Here is a 23,495-nt window from a genome sequence, read left to right as displayed (position 1 = left end):
AGGTCTCGCCGGCCTGCACGGACGTCAGCGCGTCCAGGCCGCCCTCGGTCTCCTCGAGGGACTCGATGACCTCGATGATCTCCACAACGTTCTCCATGGTGACTGCTCCCTTCAGAGCCATAGGAACCAACCGATTTCGAACGAACCCCGTGCGGGTTCCCCCCCAGGTGCTCCGCCCTCTCGGCCTTGCTGATTTCAGCTTGCTCTCAGCTTGCATCCGATCGTCATCCACCTTTCATCCGCTGCCTCTGACCTGGGCGGATGCCTTTGACGAGGAAGTGCGCGAGCCGATCAGGTTCCAACGGTGCGGGTTCACTCAGGCCGGTGAGCGCCCACCAGTCCTTCGACCAGACGCTCCATGTCGGCCTCACCGGTTGAGTCGTCGTTCTGGCGGTAGACCTCCTGGGCCTTCCGGAACCACTCGGCTGCGAGGGCCCGGTCTCCGGAGCCGAGCACGGCGTGCCCGATCCGGGCGAGGGTGTCCGCCTCCGCGGTGCGGAACCCGGACCGTCGCATCAGCACTAGTCCTTCGTGCAGGTGAGTCAAGGCCTCCGCATGGTCCCGCTTACGGATGAAGACCGCTCCGATGCTGCTGAGGATCGCGGCTTCGTGGTGCCGCAGGCCATGCTCCCGAGCCAGCTCTCGTCCGGCCCGCAGCCGTTCCAGGCCGGCATCGACGTCGTCGAGGGCCAGCAGAGCGTCCGCCGTGTTATTGAGGGCGTGCACGACGAGCGTGGTGTTCTTCGCCGCCTCGGCGAACGCAAGCGCCTGCTCGTGCTCGGCCAGAGCCTCGTGATAGCGCCCCTGCAACTCGAATACGAAGCCGAGGCCAAGGCGTGAGCCAGCCGCCCCGTTCAGGTGCCCTTCCCCCTCGTAGAGTTCGGTGGCGAGTCGGAGGCGTTCGACGGCGCCGTCGTGGTCGTGGGTGACGGCGAGAGCGCCGCCTAGGGCGTGGAAGAGGTGGGCCCGGTGCAGTGGCAACTGAATCCTGTGCACCTCTTTCTCGCACTGCTTCCACGCGTCCACGTCGGCGGACGAGAAGCCGGACCGTACGAAGTAGCTGTGCAGGTGGTAGATCAACTCCACCGCTCGGTCGGTGTCATGAAGAACCGCGGCCGTGGTGACGGGTGCCAGATTCTCCTTCTCCTGATCGATGAACTTGATGGCGTCGAGATCCTTGGCGAAATTCTCGACGAAGGTCTCGATCGGCGGCTCACAGTCGGCGAAGGCGTCGCGGTCCGGCCGCAGTACGCCGCCAGCCATGGCTGCCACTCCCAGGTACCACTCCAGGAGGCGATAGACCGCCTCGGCTGGCCTGTCGTCCCGGGCATGGGCGTCGAGACGCTCCGCGGCGAACGACCTGACCAGGTCGTGCATGGTCAGGTAGTGGTCGCCCGACCGGCTGATGAGGTGCAACGCGATCAGCCGGTCGAGGCCGCGCCGTACGGCCGGTGGTGAGGTCGCAGCGATCGTCGCCACGGACTCGATACGCAGCCGCCTTCCGGGGTGGACCGCCAGCAGTCGGAAGAGCCGCGCGTCATCCGCCGACAGCGCCGCATAGGCGTTCGTCAGTACGGATCGCACGCTGCGCCCGCCACCGTCGATGGTGAACCCGTCGAGCAGTGCGCTGTCACGGGAGAGGTCGGCGGCCAGGTCCTCCGGTGTCAGGGCCGGATCCGCCATCATCCGCGCGGCGAGGATACGCAGGGCCAACGGCATCCCGTCACACAGGTCGAGCAGGAACTCCAATGAAGGGCCGGAGTTCTCCAGTAGTCCCGCCCTGGCTCTCACGAGGATGGAGCGGCTCTCAGTCCGGCTGAGTCCGCCCATGGCCAGCCCGGCTGCCGCGACATGGGTGTAAACGGCCGCGAGGTTGCTGCGGCTGGTCACGACCAGTTGTGATCCTCCGCTAGTCGGTACGGCCGGCAGAATCTGATCGATCGAGCCGGCATTGTCCAGAACGATCAGCATCTTCTTGTCGGCAATGGTCGAGCGATACAGCCCGAGCCGCTTCTCCGGATGCCCGGGGATCTTCTGCGGCGGAAGGCCCAGGCTCTCCAGAATGTGTTCAAGCACGCCGTCCACCGAGACCCTGCTTGTCGCGCTGTGCCCGCGTAGGTCGAGAAAGACGTGTCCGTCTGGGAAGGAATCCCGGACCTGGTGCGCCCACTGCACGGCGAGTGACGTCTTGCCCATGCCCGCCGCACCGGTGACCACGAGCACCTGTGTCTGTCCGCTGTGCTGCGAGAGCAGCGCCAGGTCCTCCCACCGTCCGACGAAGGAACCGTCCTGCGGCGGGAGCTGGCTCGGTACTGAGAGCGAGGGCGTGGAGACGACGGGCCGCCGGGTAGCTGGGACTGTCACCGTCCCGGTCTCGGGCGCTGTCCGAACCAGCAGAGCCGGATCGTTCCGCAGGATCTTCTCGTGGAGCTCCTGCAGGACGGGACCAGGGTCGATGCCCAGTTCGTCGCCCAGACGGTCTCGCAGTTGCTGGTAGGTCTGAAGTGCGGCCGTCTGCTGGCCCGTACGGTACAGCGCCGTCATGTAGTGGCCAGTGAGCCGCTCGTGGAAAGGGAACTCCGCGATGAGTGCGGACAGTTCGGTGACTACACGACCGTGCTGACCGACCTCCAGCTCCAACCGCATGCACTCTTCCCAGGCTGCGGGCCGCTCCTCATTGATGAGCACGGAGTTTCTCTGGATCACCTGACTCTCGACCCCAGCGAAGGCCGGGCCGCGCCACAGTTCCAGAGCTTGCCGGATTGTTCTGATCGCGCGATGCAGATCACCTGTCCGGGCGAGGCCTCCGGATTGGGTGACCAGTTTCCGGAAGACATGGAGGTCTATGCTTCCCACTTCGACGTTGAGGGAGTATCCGGCTCTGCCCGTTCGAATAATCTCGTTCGCCTCGGACACGCCGGCGGTCAGCCAGGCCTGGCGCAGCTGCGACGCCACGTTCTGAACCTGTCGCTCCGCGGACGCGGGTGGGTCACCGTCCCACAGGGCCTCGGCGAGCGCACTGATGGAAACAAGCGTGTTAGGACTCAATACCAGACGGGCGAGAAATCGTTCGTGGCGAGGGCGGATCGGGGGAAGGAGGCGTTCATGATCCCGCATCTCCACATTCCCGAGCACCTGAAATTCCATTGGTCCTGCCTTCGATGAATGAACCCGACAACGTTGTTACGTAGGAATTCACTGATCGGGTCCTGCAGTCTCCCAGCGATGGTCCCGATTCCCCACGCGCATCGAAGTCGGCGAAACGCCTACCAGCCGCGTGCCCGCCACTCGGAAAGTGACGGACGCTCGGCACCGAGCGTCGTGTCCCGGCCGTGTCCGGGGTAAATCCACGTGTCATCCGGCAGTGCATCGAAGATTTTGGTCTCGACGTCTTCGAACAGCGTGGCGAAGGCTTCGAGGTCGCCGAAGGTGTTCCCCACCCCGCCGGGGAACAGCGAGTCGCCGGTGAACAGGTGCGGATGGCCGCCGGGGTCCTTGTACAGCAGAGCCACACTCCCCGGAGTGTGGCCGGTCAGCCGGATCACCCTCAGTTCGAACGCGCCGCACGTGATGACATCGCCGTCGTGCAGCGGCACGTCGGTGGGCACGGTGATCCCCGCCACGTCGGGCGCTCCTGCATGGGTTGTGGCGCCAGTGGCGGCGACCACTGCGGGAAGTCCGTGTTCCCAGTGGTCCCAGTGCTGGTGCGTGGTGACGACGGCGGCCAGGCGGCGGTTGCAGAAATCGAGCAGAACCTCCGGTTCATTCGCCGCGTCGATCATCAATTGCTGCCCGGTCGAGCGGCACTTCAATAGATAACAGTTATTGTCTCCAGGGCCAACCGAGATCTTGCTGATGATCAGCTCGGAAAGCTCACGAACTCCAGGGGCGGTACCCGAGTATGGCGTCATCCTTTGATCATAGACGATCAAAGAGGAAAAGCCAGCTCTGCTTTTCGGTCGGGTGCGCCGCCCGGAAAGAGGAATGAATTGTCTCAAAATTTACAAAAGGTATAAATCGGCGCGTTCACATTTGCCTTTCGTGGCCATCGTCGACCGACTCACCCTCGGCGGCACCATCATCGCGACGGGCGCCGGCCACTACCGCCTGGCCAGACTGCGAGCGCGAACCGACGTGTTCAGTCTCCGCTGCCCGGCAGCGCGGTGCCGGGCGGGTTGGTCCGGGTGGCGTCAGGGAAGGTCGTTGGGACAGTCTCAGCGACGCGGGTCCACGTGCCGAAGCTCGTAGTACGCCCGCCCGACGCAGCCATTCCGGCCGAGCTCGGTCATCGGTGCCGCGCCGTCGGTCAGCTGCCCAGCATCCCAGCTGGTGACGTCCAGTAGCAGCCCGTTGAGCGGGCTACCGACCAGCTCTCAGTAGACATGGCCGAGCAGCGGGCCGGAGTCCGGGGCCTAGTGATCCGTCCCCTGCATCCGGCTCCGCAGCAGCACCTCGTCGTCTGTGTCGAGCAGCCTTTCGGCGGGCACCGATATCACGAACGCTGGCCGGAGTGCCCGAGGGCCTGCTTGGTTGCGCCGCCACGCGAGTGGGATGCCGGAATGAGCCTGCTGACAGCCAGTAGGTCGACGCTTGGTGCGGTCGGGATGGACGGGTGTGCGAGTAGCCGTCTGCCCAGATCGGTGTGGCTCGCTACTCGCGAACGGGTCTGGCCGAACGTTCGCGTCGCATGGGGTGCGAACGTTCAGCAGGTCTAAGTGCGGGGCAGAAAGTGTTGGGTAATTGATCAACTTCGTGGCGTGATGCACTGGTGGTGATCGTCGCGGGCGAGGCATCCGCGACGATCACCGCCATGTGTGTCTGTTTGTGCAAGCCGTCCTATGAATCGTCGTTGACGGATGCTCAGTGGCTGGTCATCGAGCCGTTGCTGCCGGAGCGGGATCCGCGTCGGGGTGGCCGTCCGCTGAAGTTCCCGCGCAGGCTGGTCGTGGACACCGTGTTGTACGTGCTGGTCAGCGGGTGTTCGTGGCGGCTGGTGCCGCACGATCTGGCGCCGTGGGACGTGGCCTACCGGTGGCTTCGCGCCTGGACGGCCGACGGCACGTGGAACCGGGTCCACGACGTGCTGCGTGAGCGGGTCCGGGTGGCGGACGGCCGGGATCCGCAGCCCTCGGCGGCGGTGCTGGACTCGCAGTCGGCCCGCAGCCATCAGGGCGGCGAGGCGATCGGCTACGACGCGGGCAAGCGTGTGCGGGGCCGCAAGCGCCACCTGCTCGTGGACACCTGCGGGCTGGTCTTGCGGGCGGTGGTGCACTCGGCCTCGGTGCAGGACCGGGCGGGCGCGAAGCTCGTCCTGTCCGGCATCCGTGAGCTGTTCCCGCAGGTCGGGCTCGTCTGGGTCGACGGCGGCTACGTCAACATCGTCGATGCGGGCCTGGTCGGCTGGGCGGCGGAGCACGAGAATCTGGAGATCGTCGCGGTGCCGCGCAACGCTGATGTGAAAGGCTTCCAGGTGCTGCCCCGCAGGTGGGTGGTCGAGCGGACATTCTCCTGGCTGGGACGGTGCAGACGGTTGGCACGGGACTACGAGCGCAAGACCGCGCATGCCGAAGCGATGATCAAGGTTGCCATGATCCGGCTCATGGCCGCCCGCCTCGCCGGCGAGGAGGTCGAACCGCGCGGCCCCATCGAGACCGAAGCCGCCCGCCGCCTCGCCGACGACCTCAAGAACGAGTGATCACCCGATTACCCAACACTTTCTCAGCCGCGTCGGTGCAGCATCGCCTTGGCAAGTGCCGTGCGACGGGCCAGGACAAGTGGGCTGTCCGCGGGCTCGGAGCGGCGCAGCGCGGTACGGCTGATGATGGTGAACGCGCACACCACCGTGAGGAGCACGAGGGCCCCGGCGATGCAGGTGGTGAGGACGAGGGAGTTGCTGGCCATGATCGTGGTAGCGGTGCGGGCAGGCCGCTACACCGCGTCCCTTTAGTAGACGTAACTGTGTGATGGAATTCTCTGGAACATTCCCTGATATTTCGGGGTGAAATGTCTACATTCAATCGAATCGCATTAATTTAGCGAAATATGCGGCTTTTGGTGTTCTGTAGTTTTTGAAGTCTCAGAATTTGTTCAGGCAATTTATGCAAGGTGTTGTTGTGGCGCAGCTCGGTGCGATGATGAGGACCGCGATCCTCCGCGTGGGCAGTGTCCGGGCGGTGATCACCCTGAAGTGGCCCGAAACCATCACCATCACCATCGCCAGCACCGGCGGCCGTCCCGTCTGCCCGTAGCCGAGTGGGACGTCCACCGCCGGGAACCACAGATCGCACTGCGCGAGCTCGCCCGGCTGATAGACCGTCCGCGACACCGGGCCGGCCGTAACTCCCGCACCCGTTCCCGCAGGACGGTCAGCCCGCGCTTCCAACCGATCCGCTCGGCGATCACCGTGACCGGCATCGTCGGCGTTTGCTTCAACAGCTCCCGGACCACAGGCTCGACCGCGTCTACCGCCGAGCCCTTCCCCGGGAAACTCCAAGCTCACGGGCCGCCGCCCGCGCCGACAACCCCTCGCTCCGATATAACCGTCGAATCTCGGCCCAGTCCTCCACGCGGATCACCCTCGCTTCCTCCCGGCTCCAGCACCGCTGAACCCAGGACGATCACGAGACCGCCCACCGGCCCTCTTTTGATCCGCTGTCCGTGGCCCTCATTTCACCCGTTGCCGACAGGGCGTCCATGATTAGCTGACTAGTAGTCTGCGGTCATGCCTGATCCCGTCCCCTTCGCCATGCCCATCCGTTTCGACGGAGCCCGAGATCGTGTCGCAGTTGTCGTTCCAGGTGTCGGATACTCGCCTGCCAGGCCCCTGCTGCACTTCGCCCGGGGTGTCCTGCTCCAGCATGGCTGGACGGTCCAGGAACTGTGGTGGCAGATCCCCAGTGACTTCGCGCAGTTCACGCTGGACGACCGGATCGCATGGGTGGAGCGTCAGGTCACCGAGGCCATCGAAGCCGAGGCGGGGGCTTGTCGGCTCGTCGTCGGCAAGTCCCTGGGTTCCCTCGCCTGCGGCATCACAGCTGACAGGAACATCCCGGCAGCCTGGCTCACCCCGGTCTTGACCATCGACCACGTTGCCGCGGCTCTCCGGCGAGCCATGGAGCCGACCCTCCTCATTGGCGGAAGTGCCGACAGGGTCTGGGATTCACGAGTTGCTGCGTCCCTGTGGCACGATGTCCTGGAGGTGCCCTCGGCGGACCATGGCCTGGAGCTTGCGGACGATGCCGCAGGATCGGTTGAGGTCCTGCGGCAAGTCGTCTCTCGCCTGGACCGCTTCATCGGCTCACTCTGCCACTGAGGGCTAACAAAGTCGGCTGGCCTTCTCTGGGTGGCTCTTCGTTCATCCAAGCTCAGGGCCGGTGGTGACCAACTCTGGGAATGGCTGCTCATCGGGTTGTCGGTCCAGCGCCTGCTGGCTGTGGTAGCCACCCACCGTGCCGCTGGGAAAGGATGCCATGAAGGGTTCATCTGGACTGGTGCCGACGTGCGGTCAGAGGCTGCAGAGCACGGCGACGACGCGTCCCAGGGTGGTCGCCTGATCGGCTGGCCAGGGTTCGCAGGCCGAATTGGCGGACCTCCGTGAGTAGCAGCCACAAGGCGCGGTGAGTGACAGGAATGGTCGCGTCCGAGAGCAGTTTGTCGAACCGCCCGAGGGTGATGGTGTCGATGTGCAAGGTCAGCTTCTTGGTCACGTTCCGTGGAAGTTGGGGTGGGCGAGGAGGCGCTTCCGCCCGCAGGTTCGCAGTGATCTCCAGCCCGTTCGGTGCCCGCGAGGGAGCGGTGGGCCTGCGATACTTGGAGGGCCGTTGAGCGGCCGAGCAGCGAGGCAGTCGGCGGCGGTGGGAAGACCGGCGGACCACTTCAAGGCACGGAATCGGCACACATGAGGCCGAGAAACGCGGAGAGGTCGCGAGAGCCCCAGAGAGGCATCTTCGCAGGTCAGCGGCCAGGTGGCCGACGTTTCAGCAGGTCAGAGGCTTGCCTGGGGAAAACTTACAAAGCAGATGTCGGCGGTTCGAAACCGTCCGCGCCCACCAGCACCGAGGGCCCCTAGTCGATCTTGGCTGGGGGCCCTCGGCATGCCTGGCTGACATCAGTGGCGCCGCTTGAGCAGCCGGTCCATGTTGCCGATGGCCTCCCGCTGGGTGTCCTGGGTGACGTGGGTGTAGACGTTCATCGTCAGCCCGATCTGGCTGTGGCCGAGGATCTCCATCACCACCCGCGGCGGCACCCCGCACGCGACGAGCAGCGTCGCGCACCCGGATGGCCGGGACCTCGGCGGCCTTGGACACCCGGACGAACGAGCGGTAGAGGTTGGTCGGCTCGATCGGCCGGCCGGACCGGGTGGTGAAGATGTACCCGGTCTCCTCCCACTTCTCCCCGGCCGCGCGCCGGGCCTCGTCCTGCCGCATACGGTGCCAGCGCAGCGCCGCCACGCAGATCCGAGGGAGCGGCATCGGCCGGCGCTTCCCGCTCTTCGTGGTGTCCGCGTACAGCTCGCCCCGGACGCGCTGCACCTGCTCGCGGACGACCAGGACCCGGTGGTCGAGGTCGACCTCAGAGCAGCGGAGCCCGACGATCTCACCGCGCCGCATGCCGAGCGTCCACGGCTTGATCTCACGGCTCGTCACCCGGGGCGGCGGGACCAGCATCGCGACGTTCCGCACGATCAGCTCGTCCCGGCACGCGGCGCTCAGCGCCGAGTGGAGCACCCGGTGCGACTCCTTCGCGGTCGCGGCGCTGGACTGCTTGGTGACCTTCGCCAGGAACGTCCGCACGTCGCGCGGGCTCAGCGACTCCAGCCCCTTGGAACCGAGCAGCGGGACCGGGTAGCGGCGCACGTGCGTCTCGTACTTGGCTGTGTGGTCTTCTTCCGGTCGGCGGCGATGAATTGCTCCAGCCAGTACGGCAGTCACTCAGCGAGCTTCGCCGACCGGGTCGGGGTTGCGATGCCCGGCTTGGCACGCTCCACCAACTCCTTGCGCTGGCCGTTGCACTCGTCCCACGTCTTCCCATAGACGAACTTGCAGGCTGACGTGCCGTCCGGCTGCGGGACGTAGACGGCGGCCTGGCAGCGGCCGTCCATCGGTGACGCTGCCCGCGACCGTCGAGGCCGAGGAAGCTGCCGGCACCCCGACGATTGGCTACGCAAACAAGCCCGGAAAGGGCGCCAGACTGGCCGCCGTTGGCGCTGTGCTGATCGTGGAGTCGATGGAGCTCATTGCAAACGCCATGACCTAGCGCGTGCCTGATACTCCTTGGAGTACCAGGTGTAGACCGATTGATTCCCTGTGGCCTAAGTCACTTTTAGCATGAGTATCGAATGACCCTCGGCAGTTGTGCAGCCGAGGGCCATTCGGCGGGGTCGACTAGTTTTGGGCTCAGTGGGCCTGAATGAGGCCTGTTTCGCAGAGTCGTTGCCATGCAACGTCGATGTGGTCACCTGTGAATAGGTTCTTTTTTCGCGTATTCCATGCCTGAATGCAGGATGTTACGCTCTCTAGATTTGCAGGCGGATTGACGAGGTCCTCGGCGGCGTACAGCACGGTTGCAAGTAGCTCCATGCCAAATGGGTCTTCGAAGCCGGATGCCAGGCTTTCGAATCTTTGAATCGCCCTCTGGTAGTCAGGGGCGTTCTGGAGTCTTTCCTCGGCTTCGTGGGCAGCATCCTTGTTAATCTCAAGGATGGCCTGCGCGCCACTGGTGCCGTCTCCGTAGCCCAAGATGAAGTGGCCCTCCATGGCGGAGACCGCTCGATCCAGTGGCTGCGAGTATGGCCCATATAGACCCTTCTCAAATCTAAGCCCAAGGTCTAGGTCAAGCTTTTGCAGGAAATACATCACCTTATGGGCTTCAAGGAGAGAAACGCGCGGTTCGAATGCAAGGCCTCGTGCGATGCTTCCTTGGATGTATCGATTCAGCGCGGCAAGAAAAATGCCGCGCTCCCGAGTGATCGGCGGCGGTGGCGTACTCACCGGCATTGACGATGGGGCGGGTGCGCCCGTGGGGGACCAGACTCTCACTTCAACGCCCGGAATTGTCCCGAGAGCTTGGTTGATCATGGGTTCGACGTCTCTCCAGGAGAGTCCGCCATTGCCACAGCCGAGCGGTGGAATTGCAACGGACTTAATTCCTCGATGAACGATCTCATCCCGAAGCGCAACGAGGCCGGATGCGATGTCCTCGATGCGCGAAGGTGAGCGCCAGTGGCGCTTCGTTGGAAAGTTGATGATGAAGCGCGCGCCCCCGACCTGAGAGACCTCATGAACATGCATCTGGCCGACGCGGACTTCTCCGCGCTCGCATGCTTCCCTGTAATCCTCGTAATTATCGGGATAGGCGCGCTTGAACTGGAGGGCGATGCCTTTGCCCATGATGCCCACGGTGTTCACCGTGTTAACAAGGGCATCGACATCTGCAACGAGCAGGTTGCCGGTGCCGCGCGTGATCATGTCAGTCCTTCCGTTGCTCTCTAGCCAGTGTGCACCCGTCAGAAGTACCAGTCACGTCTGACAGTTACGCTGAGGTCGATGCCGCTCGCCTGTAGTAGTTGCTCAACCGCGCGCTTTCGAGCTTGATCGTAGGTGCCGATCTCCTGGATGGTTCCGATGGGTAGGAACTCGTGTACCAGGAACTCGGCCATCCGCCGACGCATGCGGTCGCCATCTGCCGCGGTGTTGGCCCAGGTGCGGGCCTCGATCACCGACCAGTCGACTCGTCTGTCCAGGTCGTCAAGATCACTAAAGTGCTTGGTGATCGCGCTCGCGCAGTTGCCGTCACTGAAGACGAACGGCCGGCCCGAGTGGCGAACGCTGTCGATCGAGGTGATCAGGTAGACGAGGGGCTGTTGGCCATCCTGGTACGTGGGCACGCCGCCTTTGTTGATCTTGTAGAGCATGGGCGATCGCGGGGCGAAATAGAAGGGGACGTAGTCCGCCGGGACACCTTTTGGCGCAGTAGTGATCGGTCTCGTGCGCCGCTCCGACTTGATGGCAGTGTCACCGCACTCGACGAGTACGCCCCCACGGCCCTGCATCGTGGTGTCGGAGACGAGCCGCCCCTCGTTGAAGATGCTGGGCAGGTTCCTCATGTGCGTGAAGTGGAACAGCTGCCGTCCCCCTGCGATTGTCACACGTAGTGAGTATCACACGACCCAATGGTGTCGCCAGGTTCGGCCAGGCAGCGCAGGCGGTTGAGCCGCAAGGCTGTTGGCGACGGGGGTCTGCCCTCGTATGTCGTTCCATCCTTGGACGTTGGCTTCACATTGGACCTACGCAGGATGGTCTGCTCGGCTGAGTGCTTCAGGGCTGGGGCGGGTGTTGTCATCAGCGGGTGACATCAACACAGGCGGACGCCCGGAGAGGGGTGACGCATGCTCGTGGACGACGCTGTGCCGGCGCTAGTGTGTTGCTGGAGCTCGGGTGGTCAAAAGAACTTACAAAGCAGATGTCGGCGGTTCGAAACCGTCCGCGCCCACCCTTCGAATGGCAAGAACCGAGGCTGCGGCCCAGGTCGGGAGCATGATCCCGACCTGGGCCGCGGTCGTTCCGGCAGGCCTGCCGCAGCCTCGGACGGCCTCGCCGCGGCCTTGGTGCGTGGCAGGGCCGCCTGAATTTCGCCCAAATGATCATGTGATTGAGCCGGGCATCGGTGCCGGCTGTGCCCCGTCCGTCGGGTGCCGTGGGCCCGGTGGTAGGCAAGGGGGGTGGTGACCGGGGCGTTCGATGCGGTGCTGTGCGATGTGGACGGGGTGATCCGGTTCTTCGACGAGGGCCGGGTGGCGGAGCTGGAGCGGGCGGCGGGGGTGGCGGAGGGGAGTACGGCGGCGGTCGGGTTCGCGCCGGAGAACGATCTGCCGCTGCTGCTCGGGCGGATCGGGAGGGCGCAGTGGGCGGACTCGATCGCGCGGAGGCTGGCCGGGCTGGTGCCGGAGGCCGAGGCGCGGGCGCTGGCGGAGGCGTTCGCGAACGCGCCGTTCCGGGCGGACGGGGACGTGGTGGGGCTGCTGCGGCGGGTGCGGGAGCGCTGCCGGGTGGTGTTGGTGACCAATGCGCCGGCTGCTGGGGCTGACGGACCTGGCGGACGAGGTGGTGAACAGCTCCCTGGTGGGCAGCGCCAAGCCGGACCGGCGGATCTACGAGATCGCCGCCGAGCGGGCCGGGGCGGCGCCCGAGCGGTGCCTGTTCGTGGACGACCGGCAGGAGAACGTGGAAGCGGCGGTGGCGCTGGGCATGACCGGGGTGCGCTACCGGGGGCCGGAGGATCTGCGGCGGGCGCTGGCCGCCGTGCTGGGATAGCCGGTCAGCGGGTGCCGTGGGGGCCGCCGTTGAGCCGAGGCGCCGGGTGCGGGGGGACGTGGGTGGCGGGGCCGCGGGTGGCGGGCGAGGATCGGGGGGACCGGTCGGACCCCTGAGGGCGGTGGGCGGATGACTGAGCAGGTCGGGGAGACGCGGGCGGAGCTCTCCTCGCGCCTGAACTGGCTGCGCGCCGCCGTGCTGGGGGCCAACGACGGCGTGGTGTCGACGGCCGGCCTGGTGACCGGGGTGGCGGGCGCGGAGGGCTCCCGGACGGCGCTGCTCGCGGCCGGGGTGGCCGGGCTGCTGGCCGGGGCGATGTCGATGGCGGCCGGGGAGTACGTCTCGGTCAGCACCCAACGGGACACCGAGCAGGCCGCGTTGGCGCAGGAGCGGCGGGAGCTCGCGGAGGACCCGGAGGGTGAGCTCGACGAGCTGACCGACTACTACCGGGGCAGCGGGCTGGAGGACGGCCTGGCGAGGGAGGTGGCGGTGGCGCTCACCGAGCAGGACGCGCTGGCCGCCCACGCGCAGACCGAACTCGGCATCGACCCCGACGTGTTGACCAATCCGTGGGAGGCGGCGCTGGCCAGCGCCGCGGCGTTCACGCTGGGCGCGCTGGTGCCGCTGCTGGCGGTGCTGCTGCCGCCGGAGTCGTGGCGGCTGCTGGTGACGGTGGGGTCGGTGGTGCTCGCGCTCACCCTGTCGGGCTGGACGAGCGCCCGGCTGGGGGGTGCCGGCCCCGGCCGGGCGGTGATGCGCAACGTCGCGGGCGGGCTGCTGGCGATGGCGGTGACGTACAGCGGCGGTGTGCTGCTGGATCAGGTCACCGGGTGACCGGGTGACCGGGTGACCGCGGGGCCTCGGGCCGCGGACGGCTCCGGCCACGCCGGGTGACGGCCCCGGCCGGCTCGACAGGCGCGGCGGTGCGGCCTGTGTTTGTGTGGCTGCAAACCGCTTGGGAGAGGTGAACTGCCGTGACCATGCCCCCGTTCGGATCGAACGATCCGTTCTCCGACCTGCTCAGCCGGTTCTTCGGGATGAGCCCGCTGGCCTCCCCGCCCGCCGTGCAGCGGGTGCCGATCGGGCGGCTGCTCAGCGAGTCCTCGCAGGAACTGCTCGCGCTGGCCGCGCAGCGGGCGGCCGAGGACGGCTCCAGCGACCTCGACACCGCGCACCTGGCCTGGGCGGCCACCCGGGTGGACCCCTCGCGCCGGATGCTGGAGCGGGCGGGCATCGACCCGGACCGGCTCTCCGGTGACCTGGAGCACGCCCTGCCGTCCGGCAACCCCGACGCGGTGGACGGGCAGCCCGCGCTCACCCCCTCGGCCAAGCGCGCGCTGCTCGCCGCGCACGCCCGCTCGCAGGCGGTCGGCGCCTCGTACATCGGCCCGGAGCACATCCTCGGCGCGCTGCTGGACCAGGAGCGCTCGGGCGCCGGCGTGGCGCTGCGCAACGCGGCGCCCTCGCAGGAGGCGCTGAAGTCCGTGATGGAGGGCCGCGGTACGGGCGGCGAGCGCAGCAGCACGGGCACGCACCCGAGCGAGACGCCGACGCTGGACGAGTACGGGCGCGACCTCACCGAGGCGGCGCGCTCGGGCCGGCTGGACCCGGTGGTCGGGCGGGCCGAGGAGATCGAGCAGACCGTCGAGATCCTCTCCCGGCGGACCAAGAACAACCCGGTGCTGATCGGCGAGCCCGGTGTCGGCAAGACCGCGATCGTCGAGGGGCTGGCCCAGCGGATCGTCTCCGGGGACGTGCCGCAGAGCCTCAGGGGGAAGCGGGTGGTCACCCTCGACCTGACCGCGCTGGTGGCCGGCTCCAAGTACCGGGGCGAGTTCGAGGAGCGGCTCAAGAACGTGATCGACGAGGTCACCGCGGCCGAGAAGAGCGTGATCCTCTTCCTGGACGAGCTGCACACCGTGGTCGGCGCGGGTGGCGGCGAGGGCTCGATGGACGCCGGCAACATCCTCAAACCGGCGCTCGCCCGCGGCGAGTTGAGCGTGGTCGGCGCGACCACGCTGGACGAGTACCGCAAGCACGTGGAGAAGGACGCCGCGTTGGAGCGCCGCTTCCAGCCGGTACTGGTGCCCGAGCCGAGCGTCGAGGAGACGATCGGGATCCTCCAGGGGCTGCGCGACGCCTACGAGGCGCACCACCAGGTGCGGTTCACCGACGAGGCGCTGGACGCGGCGGCCACGCTCTCCGACCGGTACGTCAGCGACCGCTTCCTCCCCGACAAGGCGATCGACCTGCTGGACCAGGCCGGAGCGCGGGTCCGGCTGCGCAGCCTGAGCGGGTCCACCGAGGCGACCGGGGTGCAGGACCGGATCACCAAGCTGAAGCGGGAGCTGGACGAGGCCGTCGCGGACGAGGAGTTCGTCCGGGCCGCCAACCTGAAGACCGAGCTGCGGCAGACCGAGGACGAGCTGGCGGCGATCGCCGAGTCGCGCGAGGAGGTCGTCGACGTGACGGCCGACGACATCGCGCAGGTGCTCTCCTCCCGCACCGGCATCCCGGTCGCGGAGCTGAACGCGACCGAGCGGGAGCGGCTGCTCAAGCTGGAGGAGCACCTGCACGAGCGGGTGATCGGCCAGGACGAGGCGGTCACCGCGGTCGCCCAGGCGGTGCGCCGCGGCCGGGCCGGGATGGGCGACCCGGAGCGGCCGACCGGCTCCTTCCTCTTCCTCGGGCCGACCGGCGTCGGCAAGACCGAGCTGGCGAAGGCGCTGGCGGCGCTGCTGTTCGGCGACCCGGACCGGATGATCCGCTTCGACATGAGCGAGTTCCAGGAGAAGCACACCGTCTCCCGGCTGGTCGGCTCCCCGCCCGGGTACGTCGGCTACGAGGAGGCCGGCCAGCTGACCGAGGCGGTGCGCCGCAAGCCGTACAGCGTGCTGCTCTTCGACGAGGTGGAGAAGGCCCACCCGGACGTCTTCAACCTGCTGCTCCAGGTGCTGGACGACGGCCGGCTGACCGACTCCCAGGGGCGTACGGTCGACTTCCGCAACACCGTGCTGATCATGACCAGCAACATCGGCTCGCAGCGGATCCTCGACCACGCGGGGAACGTGGACGAGATCCGCGACGACCTGTTGCGGGACCTGCGCGGGCAGTTCCGGCCGGAGTTCCTCAACCGGATCGACGAGGTGATCGTCTTCCACGCGCTCACCCGGAAGGACCTGCTGTCGGTGGTGGACCTGCTGCTGGAGCGCAGCCGGCGCCGGCTGCGGGCCCAGGACGTCGGGCTGGACGTCACCGAGGCGGCCAAGGAATACCTGGTCAACCGGGGGTACCAGCCGGAGTTCGGGGCCCGGCCGCTGCGCCGGACGATCCAGTCGGAGCTGGACAACCGGGTCTCCAACCTGCTGCTGGACGGGACGGTGCGGGAGGGGGACACGCTGATCGCGGACGTGAGCGACGGGGAACTGGTGGTCACGCTGGCGCGGCCGGAGGCGTCGGCGACCTTCGAGGAGGCGGAGGCAGCCGCCGCTGCCGCGGAGGGCTGACGGCGACCGGGTCCTGCCGGCGGCAACCGCGATCCGCTGAAGGCGACCGCGTTCGGGCGTACTCCAGCGGGAGTACGCCCGAACGCCACTGGCGGAGGACGCGGGAGGGCGGGCCGCGGGTCTAGCTTGTGGGCATGATGCCGCCCATGTCCCCGCCGACCGAGCCGCCAGCGCCGTGGCATCCGCCGTGGGTGCGCGCGGCCAAGGCGGGGTACCCGCTGGGGCTGGCCGCGGCGGCCGCGGTGGTCCAGGTGGTCGGTTCGACCTTCGCCGCGCACAACCAGCACGGGCGGGCCCCGCTGGACGCCGTCGGCTACCTCCTGCTGCTGCTCGGACCGGCCCTGCTGGTGCTGCGGGTCCGCCGGCCGGTCGCGGTGGTGGCCGGCACCTCGGCGGTCACCGCCGGGTACCTGGCCGCCGGGTACCCGTACGGGCCGGCCTTCCTGAGCTGGCTGATCGCCTGCTGCGTGGCGATCGGCACCGGGCACCGCCGGGCGGCCTGGGCCGGGGTGGCCGGGGTCTACCTGGTGCACCTGCTGGTCACCTTCGTGCTGCCGGCGGGCTGGCAGCGCGCGGCGCCGCCGTCCGGCAGCATCTGGCCGGGGGAACTCGTGCTGTCGGCCTGGCTGCTGCTGGTGATGGCGGGGGGCGAGCTGGTCCGGTTCAGACACGAGCGGATCGCCGCCCACCGGGCCTACCGGCAGCAGCTGGAGGAACGCCGGGCCAACGAGGAACGGCTCAAGATGGCCCGGGAGTTGCACGACATCCTGGCGCACAGCCTGTCGCTGATCAACGTCCAGGCGGGGGCCGCGCTCGCGCTGTTCGACCGGCGGCCCGAGGAGGCCCGCAGCGCGCTGGTCACCATCAAGTCGACCAGCAAGGAGGCGCTCGGCGAGGTCCGCCAGGTGCTCGCGACGCTGCGCGGGCCCGGAGAGGCGCCGCGCGGGCCGGCCCCCGGGCTGGACCGGCTGGACGAACTCACCGAGCAGGCGGACCGGGTGGGCCTGGACACCGAGGTGTACGAGCGCGGCGAGCGGCGCGCCCTGTCCGCCACCGTCGACCTCACCGCCTTCCGGATCGTCCAGGAGGCGCTCACCAACGTCGTCCGGCACTCGGCGGCCCGGGAGGCGGTCGTGGTGCTGGACTGGACGGACCCGGCCGTGCTGGTGGTCCGGGTGGAGGACCCGGGGCCCGCGGTGCCCGGTGACGCGGGCGGTTCCGGCAGCGGGCTGGTCGGGATGCGGGAACGCGCGGCGGCCTCCGGTGGCACCATCACCGCGGGGCCGCTGCCGGACGGCAGCTTCCGGGTCCGGGCGGAGCTGCCGACACCGAAGGTGGAGAGCGATTGATTCGGGTACTGCTGGCGGATGACCAACTGCTGGTCCGGGCGGGCTTCCGGGCCCTGCTGGACCTCCAGGACGACCTCACGGTGGTCGGCGAGGCGGACGACGGCGAGGCCGCGCTGCGGCTCGCCCGTGAACTCGTGCCGGACGTCGTGCTGATGGACATCCGGATGCCGCGGATGGACGGGCTGGAGGCGACCAGGAGGATCGCCGAGGACCCGGCGCTGTCCTCCGTGCGGGTGGTCGTGCTGACCACCTTCGAACTGGACGAGTACGTCTTCGAGGCGCTGCGCTCGGGAGCGGCGGGCTTCCTGGTCAAGGACACCGAGCCGGCCGACCTGCTGCGGGCGATCCGGGTCGCCGTCGCGGGTGACGCGCTGCTCTCGCCGGGGGTCACCAGACGGCTGATCGGCGAGTTCGCCGCCCGGTCCAAGGGGCCGGAGGCCGTGCCGGAGGGGCTCTCGGACATCTCGATGCTGACCGAGCGGGAGCGCGAGGTGCTGGCGCTGGTCGGGATGGGGCTGTCCAACGAGGAGATCGCCCGGCGTCTGGTGGTCAGCCCGCTGACGGCGAAGACGCACGTCAGCCGGGCGATGCTGAAGCTCGGGGCCCGGGACCGGGCGCAACTGGTGGTGCTGGCCTACGAGTCGGGGCTGGTGCGGCCGGGCTGGCTGGGCTGAGCCGCCCCTCCGCGGTGGGGCCGGTTCTGTGCGGCGGGTCCGGCGTGCGGCCGGTTCGGAGGCGTGCGGCCGGGCACGAGTGGTGGCCGGCCCGGATCGGCGCCGAGCTACTCCAGGACCGGCGTGTCGCCGGAGGTCCGTACTCTCCCGGGAGTACCCCGACTGCCGCTGCTGGTAGGACGCGCGATGAGGCCCCTCGGCGGGAGGCTCTGGACATCTCGGGAACCCCCCGAGGTCCTGGAATCCCTCCACCGAGGAGTTGAACCACCATGTACACGCAGTTGGCCGACTGGCACGGCCCCGGCCCGTGGATCCTGCTGGTCCCACTGGTCTGGATCGCCGTGGTGGTCCTGGTGATCACGGTGCTGCGCCGCACGGTCTGGCGGCGGCACGGCTGCGGGTTCGGCGCCGGTTACGGAGCCGGTGCCGGAGCCGTGACGGAGCACCCGTTGGCCGTCCTGGGCCGCCGCTACGCCGAGGGCGACATCGACGCCGAGGAGTACCGCGCCAAGCGGGCCGTGCTCAGTGAGTCGCCGAGGGGCGACGCCAAGGGCGGTGGCGCCAGGTGACCACCCTGGACGTCGTACGGGACGCGGCCGCCCGGGTCGCCGACGCCGTGAAGATCCACGGCGTCGGCGGCACCGAGGTCCGGGCGCTGGACCACGTGACGGTGGAGTTCCCGGCCGGGCGGTTCACCGCGATCATGGGCCCGTCCGGATCGGGCAAGTCCACCCTGATGCACTGCGCGGCCGGGCTGGACACGCTCACCGCGGGCAGTGCCTGGATCGGTGACACCGAGCTGGGCCGGCTCGACGACCGGCGGCTCACGCTGCTGCGCCGGAAGCGGATCGGCTTCGTGTTCCAGGCCTTCAACCTGGTGCCCACGCTCACCGTCCTGGAGAACATCACCCTTCCGCTCGACCTGGCCGGGGCGGCCCCCGACGAAGCCTGGCTGGCGGCGCTGATCGAGGTCGTCGGCCTCGGTGACCGGCTCCGGCACCGTCCGAGCGAGCTCTCCGGAGGTCAGCAGCAGCGGGTCGCGGTGGCCCGGGCACTGGCCGGGCGGCCCCAGGTGGTCTTCGCCGACGAGCCGACCGGCAACCTCGACTCCCGCAGCGGCGGCGAGGTGCTCGGCCTGCTGCGCCGGGCGGTGGACGAGACGGGCCAGGCCGTGGTCATGGTCACCCATGACCCGACGGCGGCCGGCTGGGCCGACGAGGTGCTCTTCCTCGCCGACGGACGGCTGGTGGACCGGATGCGACAGCCCACCTCCGCCCAGGTGCTGGACCGGATGAAGGCCTTCGAACGGGGGCGGTCGTGAGTGCGGGGAGGGCCGGGCGCGGCACGAGGGCCATGCGCGTGAACACGGTTCCCCTCCGGCTCAGCCTGCGCTCGCTGAGCGCCCACCGGCGACGGCTGGCCGGCACCCTGCTGTCCGTCCTGCTCGGGGTGAGTTTCCTGACCGGCACGATGGTGCTCGGCGACACCCTGCGGGCCAACTTCGACACCCTCTTCGCCGACGCCAACGCCGGCACCGACGCCGTGGTCCGCAGCGCCGACGTGCTGGACTCGGCCGGCACGGTCGGCGGGGTGCGGGCACCGGTGGCGGCGGCGCTCGCCGACCGCCTGCGCACGGTGCCGGGGGTGGCGGCCGCCGAGCCTTCCGTCCAGGGCGCGGGCCAGCTCATCGGCGCCGACGGCAAGCCGATCGGCGGTCAGGGCCCGCCCACCCTGGCGGGCAACTGGCTGACCGACGGCCGGCTCAACCCGTACCGGCTGGCCGAGGGCCGGGCGCCGGCCGCCCCGGGCGAGGTCGTGGTGAACCGGGGCGCGGCCGAGGCGGGCGGGCTGCACCTCGGTTCGACCACCGTGCTGCGCACGCCCGATCCGGTGCCGGTCACCGTCGTCGGCATCGCCACCTTCGGGGCGAGCGCGGACGGCATGGGGCCGAGCACCTTCACCGCGATGACCTTCGCGGACGCCGAGCGGTACCTCACGCCCAAGGGGGAGGGGCAGGCCGGTTCGATCCAGGTCCGCGCGGTGGACGGGGTCTCCCAGCGCGAGCTGGTCGACCGGATCACCCCGCAGCTGCCCGCCGGCGTCCAGGCGATCACCGGCGCGGCGGCCACCCAGGAGTCCACCCAGCTGGTGTCCGGGCGGTTCCTGACCATGTTCACCACGCTGCTGCTGGTCTTCGCCGGGATCGCGCTGCTGGTGGCGACGTTCACCATCCACAACACCTTCGCCATCGTGGTCGCCCAGCGGACCAGGGAGAACGCGCTGCTGCGGGCGCTCGGCGCGGGGCGCGGCCAGGTGCTCGGGGCGACGCTGGCGGAGGCGCTGGCGGTCGGCCTGCTGGCTTCGCTGGGCGGGCTGCTGGGCGGCATCGGGGTGGCCGCCGGGCTCAAGTCGCTGTTCTCGGCGCTCGGTTTCGCCCTGCCGACCGGCGGCATGGTGATCAGCACGGCCGCCGTCCTGCTGCCGCTGCTGGTCGGCACGCTGGTCGCGGTCGGCTCCGCGTTGCTTCCGGCCGTCCGGGCCGGGCGGACTGCCCCGCTGGCGGCCCTGCGGGAGACCGGTGTCGACCGGGCGGCGCAGGGGCGCTCGGGCACCGTCCGGGTGGTGCTCGGCGGGCTGCTGTCGGCCGGGGGCGTGTCGGTGGCGGTGCTCGGCGCCACCGACGGCCCGTCCGTGCTGCTGACGGCGGGCGGGGCGCTGGCGGTGTCGGCCGGCACGGTGGTGCTCGGCCCGGTCGCCGCGGCCCTCGCGGTGCGCGCCCTGGGCGCGCCGCTGCCCAGGCTGCGCGGGGTCTCCGGGGTGCTGGCCCGGCGCAACGCGGCCCGCAACCCGCGCCGGACGGCGGCCACCGCGAGCGCGCTGATGATCGGGGTCGCGGTGGTCACGCTGTTCACCGTCTTCGGCGCCTCGATCAAGGCCACCCTGGACGACACGGTGGACAAGTCCTTCGCGGGCGATCTCGCCGTCACCACGGCCTCGTTCGGGGCCGGTGGCAGCGGGATCAGCCCCGCGGTGGCGGACACCCTGGCCGTCCTGCCCGAGGTGCGGCAGACGGTCGGGCTCGGCCGGGGCGTGGCCCGGATCGACGGGCACGGCAGGACGCTGGACGTCACCGACCCGGCCCGGCTGGCCGGGATCGTCGACCTCGGCCGGGTCGACGGCTCGCTGGCCGCCCTCGGTACGGACGGGCTGGCGGTCTCCCGCAGCGAGGCGGGGCAGCGCGGCTGGCGGCTCGGGCAGTCCGTCACGGTGGCCTTCACCGACGGCGCGAGCGGCCCGTTCACCGTCCGCGCGCTGTACGAGGGCGGCGGACTGGCCGGTGACTACCTGATGACCCGGCAGGCCTGGGCCCCGCACCGGGGGCAGGACGCCGACACCATGGTCGCGGTCGGGCTGCGCGACGGCGTCCCGGTGGCGACGGGCAGGGCGGCGGTGGAACGGGCGCTGGTCCGGTACGGCAGTCCGCAGGTGCAGGACCGCGCCGAGTACGCGAAGAGCGCGGCCTCCGGCGTCGACACGATGCTGTCGGTGGTCTACGCGCTGCTGGCACTGGCGGTGCTGATCGCGCTGCTGGGGATAGCCAACACCCTGACGCTGGCGGTGCACGAGCGGACCAGGGAGCTGGGGCTGCTGCGGGCGGTCGGCCAGACGAGGGCTCAGTTGCGCGGCATGGTGCGCTGGGAGTCGGTGCTGGTGGCGGCCTTCGGGACGGTCGGCGGGCTGGGGCTCGGCGCCTTCCTCGGCTGGGCGCTGGTACGGGCCTCGGACAGTGCGGGGACGGGATCGTTCGCGATGCCGCCGGGGCAGTTGGCCGTGGTCCTGGCGGCCGGGCTGCTGGCGGGCGCGGTGGCCGGACTCCGCCCGGCGGGCCGGGCGGCGCGGCTGGACGTCCTGCGGGCGATCGCGGCGGAGTAGTGGAGTAAGTGGAGTAGCGGACTGGCAAAGCGGCGGAGTGGTGGATTGACGGAGCGGGCGACCGGAACGAGCGGTCGGGCCTTCGCGGAGTTGCTCCTGGGAGAAGGAGAGAGGAGAGAAGCACGCATGGGACAGCCGAAGGGGGCAGCCGTCCGGTGGCGGCGGGTCCTACCGGGCTTCGACGGGGGCCGCGGGCTGACGGAGCCCCGTGCGCGCACGGCGAGCAGGGCGATCAGCAGGGTCGGTGCGAGCAGCAGTCCGAAGGCGGCGCCGTAGCCGACGAGTTCGGACGCGCCGAGCCCCAGGACGGTGTTGAGCACGGCGGAGAACAGCGCCATGACGGTGATCTGGCCGAGGTTCTGGTTGGTCTGCATCGCGCTGCTCGCGTAGCCCTGGCGTCCGGCCGGGCTGTGCGAGAGCGACAGCACGGTGAGGCACGGGTCCAACAGGCCCATGCCGACGGCCGCGAGGGGCATGGCCGCCGCGGCGGCGAGCGCCGGCACCCCGCGCAGGGCCCCGGCCGCGGCGAGCACGACCGACGCCGCCATGATCCCCGCGCCGACGGAGACCAGCCGGTGCCGGGGCACGTCCTGGAGCAGTCGCCCCTGGACCCAGGAAGCGCCCGCCCACACCACGGCGGAGAGCGTGAACGCCACGCCGACCACCACGGCGGCGGTGTGCCGCTCGGTGATCAGCATCAGCGGCAGGAAGGCCTCGACGGTGAAGTACGTGCCGGAGGCCAGACCGCGCAGCAGCACCGTGGCCGGCAGGCCACGGGCGGCCCGCCAGGTGCCCACGGGCAGCAGCCGCGGCGCGAGGAGCACCAGCAGGACCAACCCGGCGGCCACGAACAGCAGATGGCGGATGTCCCAGCCCGAGACGCCGTACTGCCCGAGCGCCGCGCCGAGGCTGAGCGCCGCCGCGACCAGCAGCGGCGGGCGCGACGGGTGGTCGCCCGACGGCGCGGGCGCCTCCGCCGGGGAGCGGCCGCGCAGCACGACCACCAGCGCGAGCGCCGGCAGCAGGGACAGCGCGGCCAGGCCGTAGAACACCACCCGCCAGGACCACCACTCGGACACCAGTCCGGCCAGCGGGGGGCCCACCAGGGACGGGATGATCCAGCTCGTGCTCATCAGGGCCAGCATCCGGGGGCGCAGGTGCTCCGGATACGCCTGGCCGATGGCGGTGTTGACGGACACCGCGACCATGCCGGCCGCGAGCCCGTCCACGAACCGGCCCGCGGCGAGCTGCCCTATGGAGGTGCTGGTGGCGGAGACCAGCAGGGTGACCACCGACAGCACCATGCCGGCCGCCAGTGGCCGGCGGGCCCCGGAGCGGTCGGCCCAGTGGCCGCCCAGCACTCCGCCCAGCAGGCTGGCCGCCACGAAGCAGCCGGCCACCACCGGGAACAGGGAGACCCCGTCCAGGGCCCGGGCCGCCGTCGGCAGGGTGGGGACCACCGCCAGGGCGGCGAACCCGGTCAGGAACATCACCGCGGTGAAGGTGGTCGTGGCGGCCGCGTACTTCCGGGAGAACATCCCGTCCTCGGAGTCCGCGGGCCGTTCCAGGGTCTGCTCGGGCATCGCTTCCCAACTGTGGAAGACCGGTGCTGCGGAAGACCGGTGATCGCGTCATGGGTGTCACAGCCGAGCCGAGCCGAGCCGGACCGAGCCGAGCCGGACCGAGCCTGCCTGGGCCACGGTGCGAGGGCGTGCGGGCACT

Annotated in this window: 16 protein-coding genes and 4 pseudogenes; 12 read left to right on the top strand and 8 right to left on the bottom strand. The window is 69.6% G+C overall.

The features are described 5' to 3' along the window. Nucleotides 1-312: 312 nt before the first annotated feature. The 3 genes and pseudogenes from ACZ7C5_RS20600 to ACZ7C5_RS20590 all read right to left on the bottom strand — a co-directional run bounded on the left by ACZ7C5_RS20600 (nt 313) and on the right by ACZ7C5_RS20590 (nt 4,394). Complete coding sequence (locus ACZ7C5_RS20600; RefSeq protein ID WP_470323165.1) at nt 313-3,147, bottom strand: AfsR/SARP family transcriptional regulator; 2,835 nt, start codon at nt 3,145-3,147, stop codon at nt 313-315. Nucleotides 3,148-3,266: 119 nt separating this feature from the next. Beyond that, on the bottom strand, nt 3,267-3,911 hold the full coding sequence (locus tag ACZ7C5_RS20595) for an MBL fold metallo-hydrolase (protein ID WP_470323164.1): 645 nt from the start codon (nt 3,909-3,911) through the stop codon (nt 3,267-3,269). A 303-nt stretch (nt 3,912-4,214) separates the two neighbouring features. Continuing rightward, nucleotides 4,215-4,394, bottom strand: a pseudogene (locus ACZ7C5_RS20590) (hypothetical protein). Nucleotides 4,395-4,768: 374 nt separating this feature from the next. On the opposite strand from ACZ7C5_RS20590, the gene ACZ7C5_RS20585 reads away from it, so the two are divergent. Continuing rightward, on the top strand, nt 4,769-5,695 hold the full coding sequence (locus ACZ7C5_RS20585; protein ID WP_470323163.1) for an IS5 family transposase: 927 nt from the start codon (nt 4,769-4,771) through the stop codon (nt 5,693-5,695). Between the two features lie 23 nt (nt 5,696-5,718). Here the strand turns inward: ACZ7C5_RS20585 and ACZ7C5_RS20580 are convergent, their stop codons facing one another. Continuing rightward, complete coding sequence (locus tag ACZ7C5_RS20580; RefSeq protein WP_401078370.1) at nt 5,719-5,901, bottom strand: hypothetical protein; 183 nt, start codon at nt 5,899-5,901, stop codon at nt 5,719-5,721. Nucleotides 5,902-6,113: 212 nt separating this feature from the next. Between ACZ7C5_RS20580 and ACZ7C5_RS20575 the strand changes: the two genes are divergently transcribed. Beyond that, complete coding sequence (locus ACZ7C5_RS20575; RefSeq protein ID WP_470323162.1) at nt 6,114-6,248, top strand: hypothetical protein; 135 nt, start codon at nt 6,114-6,116, stop codon at nt 6,246-6,248. 473 nt (nt 6,249-6,721) lie between these two features. Further along, nucleotides 6,722-7,312, top strand: a complete 591-nt coding sequence (locus ACZ7C5_RS20570; protein WP_401078376.1) for an alpha/beta hydrolase — start codon at nt 6,722-6,724, stop codon at nt 7,310-7,312. 795 nt (nt 7,313-8,107) lie between these two features. Here ACZ7C5_RS20570 and ACZ7C5_RS20565 read toward each other — a convergent pair. Further along, nucleotides 8,108-9,100, bottom strand: a pseudogene (locus ACZ7C5_RS20565) (site-specific integrase). A 2-nt stretch (nt 9,101-9,102) separates the two neighbouring features. Here ACZ7C5_RS20565 and ACZ7C5_RS20560 point away from each other — a divergent pair. Continuing rightward, entirely contained in the window at nt 9,103-9,255 is a 153-nt protein-coding gene (locus ACZ7C5_RS20560) for a hypothetical protein (RefSeq protein ID WP_470323161.1), read from the top strand. A 140-nt stretch (nt 9,256-9,395) separates the two neighbouring features. Here ACZ7C5_RS20560 and darG read toward each other — a convergent pair whose 3' ends face one another. Beyond that, nucleotides 9,396-10,466 carry a type II toxin-antitoxin system antitoxin DNA ADP-ribosyl glycohydrolase DarG gene (gene darG / locus ACZ7C5_RS20555; RefSeq protein ID WP_401078384.1) on the bottom strand — a complete coding sequence of 357 codons (1,071 nt, stop codon included), beginning with the start codon at nt 10,464-10,466 and terminating at the stop codon, nt 9,396-9,398. Between the two features lie 38 nt (nt 10,467-10,504). After that, a complete protein-coding gene (darT, locus tag ACZ7C5_RS20550) occupies nt 10,505-11,146 on the bottom strand; it encodes a type II toxin-antitoxin system toxin DNA ADP-ribosyl transferase DarT (protein ID WP_401078386.1) in 642 nt (213 codons plus the stop codon). Between the two features lie 573 nt (nt 11,147-11,719). Here darT and ACZ7C5_RS20545 point away from each other — a divergent pair. The 8 genes and pseudogenes from ACZ7C5_RS20545 to ACZ7C5_RS20510 all read left to right on the top strand — a co-directional run bounded on the left by ACZ7C5_RS20545 (nt 11,720) and on the right by ACZ7C5_RS20510 (nt 21,773). Then, nucleotides 11,720-12,311 (top strand): annotated as a pseudogene (locus ACZ7C5_RS20545) (HAD-IA family hydrolase). A 129-nt stretch (nt 12,312-12,440) separates the two neighbouring features. Continuing rightward, entirely contained in the window at nt 12,441-13,145 is a 705-nt protein-coding gene (locus ACZ7C5_RS20540) for a VIT1/CCC1 transporter family protein (RefSeq protein WP_401078389.1), read from the top strand. A 146-nt stretch (nt 13,146-13,291) separates the two neighbouring features. Beyond that, complete coding sequence (locus tag ACZ7C5_RS20535; RefSeq protein WP_401079760.1) at nt 13,292-15,817, top strand: ATP-dependent Clp protease ATP-binding subunit; 2,526 nt, start codon at nt 13,292-13,294, stop codon at nt 15,815-15,817. A gap of 146 nt (nt 15,818-15,963) precedes the next feature. Beyond that, nucleotides 15,964-17,166 carry a sensor histidine kinase gene (locus tag ACZ7C5_RS20530; RefSeq protein ID WP_401078391.1) on the top strand — a complete coding sequence of 401 codons (1,203 nt, stop codon included), beginning with the start codon at nt 15,964-15,966 and terminating at the stop codon, nt 17,164-17,166. Then, nucleotides 17,163-17,840, top strand: coding sequence for a response regulator (locus ACZ7C5_RS20525; protein ID WP_188295108.1), 678 nt, complete (start codon nt 17,163-17,165; stop codon nt 17,838-17,840). The genes ACZ7C5_RS20530 and ACZ7C5_RS20525 overlap by 4 nt, the downstream gene beginning before the upstream one ends. A gap of 269 nt (nt 17,841-18,109) precedes the next feature. Next, entirely contained in the window at nt 18,110-18,409 is a 300-nt protein-coding gene (locus tag ACZ7C5_RS20520; protein WP_401078395.1) for an SHOCT domain-containing protein, read from the top strand. Further along, nucleotides 18,406-19,161: an ABC transporter ATP-binding protein gene (locus tag ACZ7C5_RS20515; protein ID WP_470323160.1), complete on the top strand. Its 756-nt coding sequence runs from the start codon at nt 18,406-18,408 to the stop codon at nt 19,159-19,161. Before ACZ7C5_RS20520 ends, ACZ7C5_RS20515 begins: the two co-directional genes overlap by 4 nt. A 32-nt stretch (nt 19,162-19,193) precedes the next feature. Next, on the top strand, nt 19,194-21,773 hold the full coding sequence (locus tag ACZ7C5_RS20510) for an FtsX-like permease family protein (RefSeq protein ID WP_401078400.1): 2,580 nt from the start codon (nt 19,194-19,196) through the stop codon (nt 21,771-21,773). Nucleotides 21,774-21,976: 203 nt separating this feature from the next. Here the strand turns inward: ACZ7C5_RS20510 and ACZ7C5_RS20505 are convergent. Further along, nucleotides 21,977-23,356: pseudogene (locus ACZ7C5_RS20505) on the bottom strand (MFS transporter); the annotation flags it as partial. Nucleotides 23,357-23,495: the final 139 nt, after the last annotated feature.

Source organism: Kitasatospora sp. NPDC036993 (assembly GCF_055607525.1).
This window is presented reverse-complemented; position numbering and strand designations above follow the sequence as displayed.

Bases quoted from the DNA above. Each gene is read 5' to 3' on its own strand.
- ACZ7C5_RS20595 (WP_470323164.1), bottom strand. From the start codon at position 3,911: ATGACGCCATACTCGGGTACCGCCCCTGGAGTTCGTGAGCTTTCCGAG.
- ACZ7C5_RS20520 (WP_401078395.1), top strand. From the start codon at position 18,110: ATGTACACGCAGTTGGCCGACTGGCACGGCCCCGGCCCGTGGATCCTG.
- ACZ7C5_RS20600 (WP_470323165.1), bottom strand. From the start codon at position 3,147: ATGGAATTTCAGGTGCTCGGGAATGTGGAGATGCGGGATCATGAACGC.
- darG (WP_401078384.1), bottom strand. From the start codon at position 10,466: ATGATCACGCGCGGCACCGGCAACCTGCTCGTTGCAGATGTCGATGCC.
- ACZ7C5_RS20510 (WP_401078400.1), top strand. From the start codon at position 19,194: ATGCGCGTGAACACGGTTCCCCTCCGGCTCAGCCTGCGCTCGCTGAGC.
- ACZ7C5_RS20540 (WP_401078389.1), top strand. From the start codon at position 12,441: ATGACTGAGCAGGTCGGGGAGACGCGGGCGGAGCTCTCCTCGCGCCTG.
- ACZ7C5_RS20530 (WP_401078391.1), top strand. From the start codon at position 15,964: ATGTCCCCGCCGACCGAGCCGCCAGCGCCGTGGCATCCGCCGTGGGTG.
- ACZ7C5_RS20535 (WP_401079760.1), top strand. From the start codon at position 13,292: ATGCCCCCGTTCGGATCGAACGATCCGTTCTCCGACCTGCTCAGCCGG.
- ACZ7C5_RS20570 (WP_401078376.1), top strand. From the start codon at position 6,722: ATGCCTGATCCCGTCCCCTTCGCCATGCCCATCCGTTTCGACGGAGCC.
- ACZ7C5_RS20580 (WP_401078370.1), bottom strand. From the start codon at position 5,901: ATGGCCAGCAACTCCCTCGTCCTCACCACCTGCATCGCCGGGGCCCTC.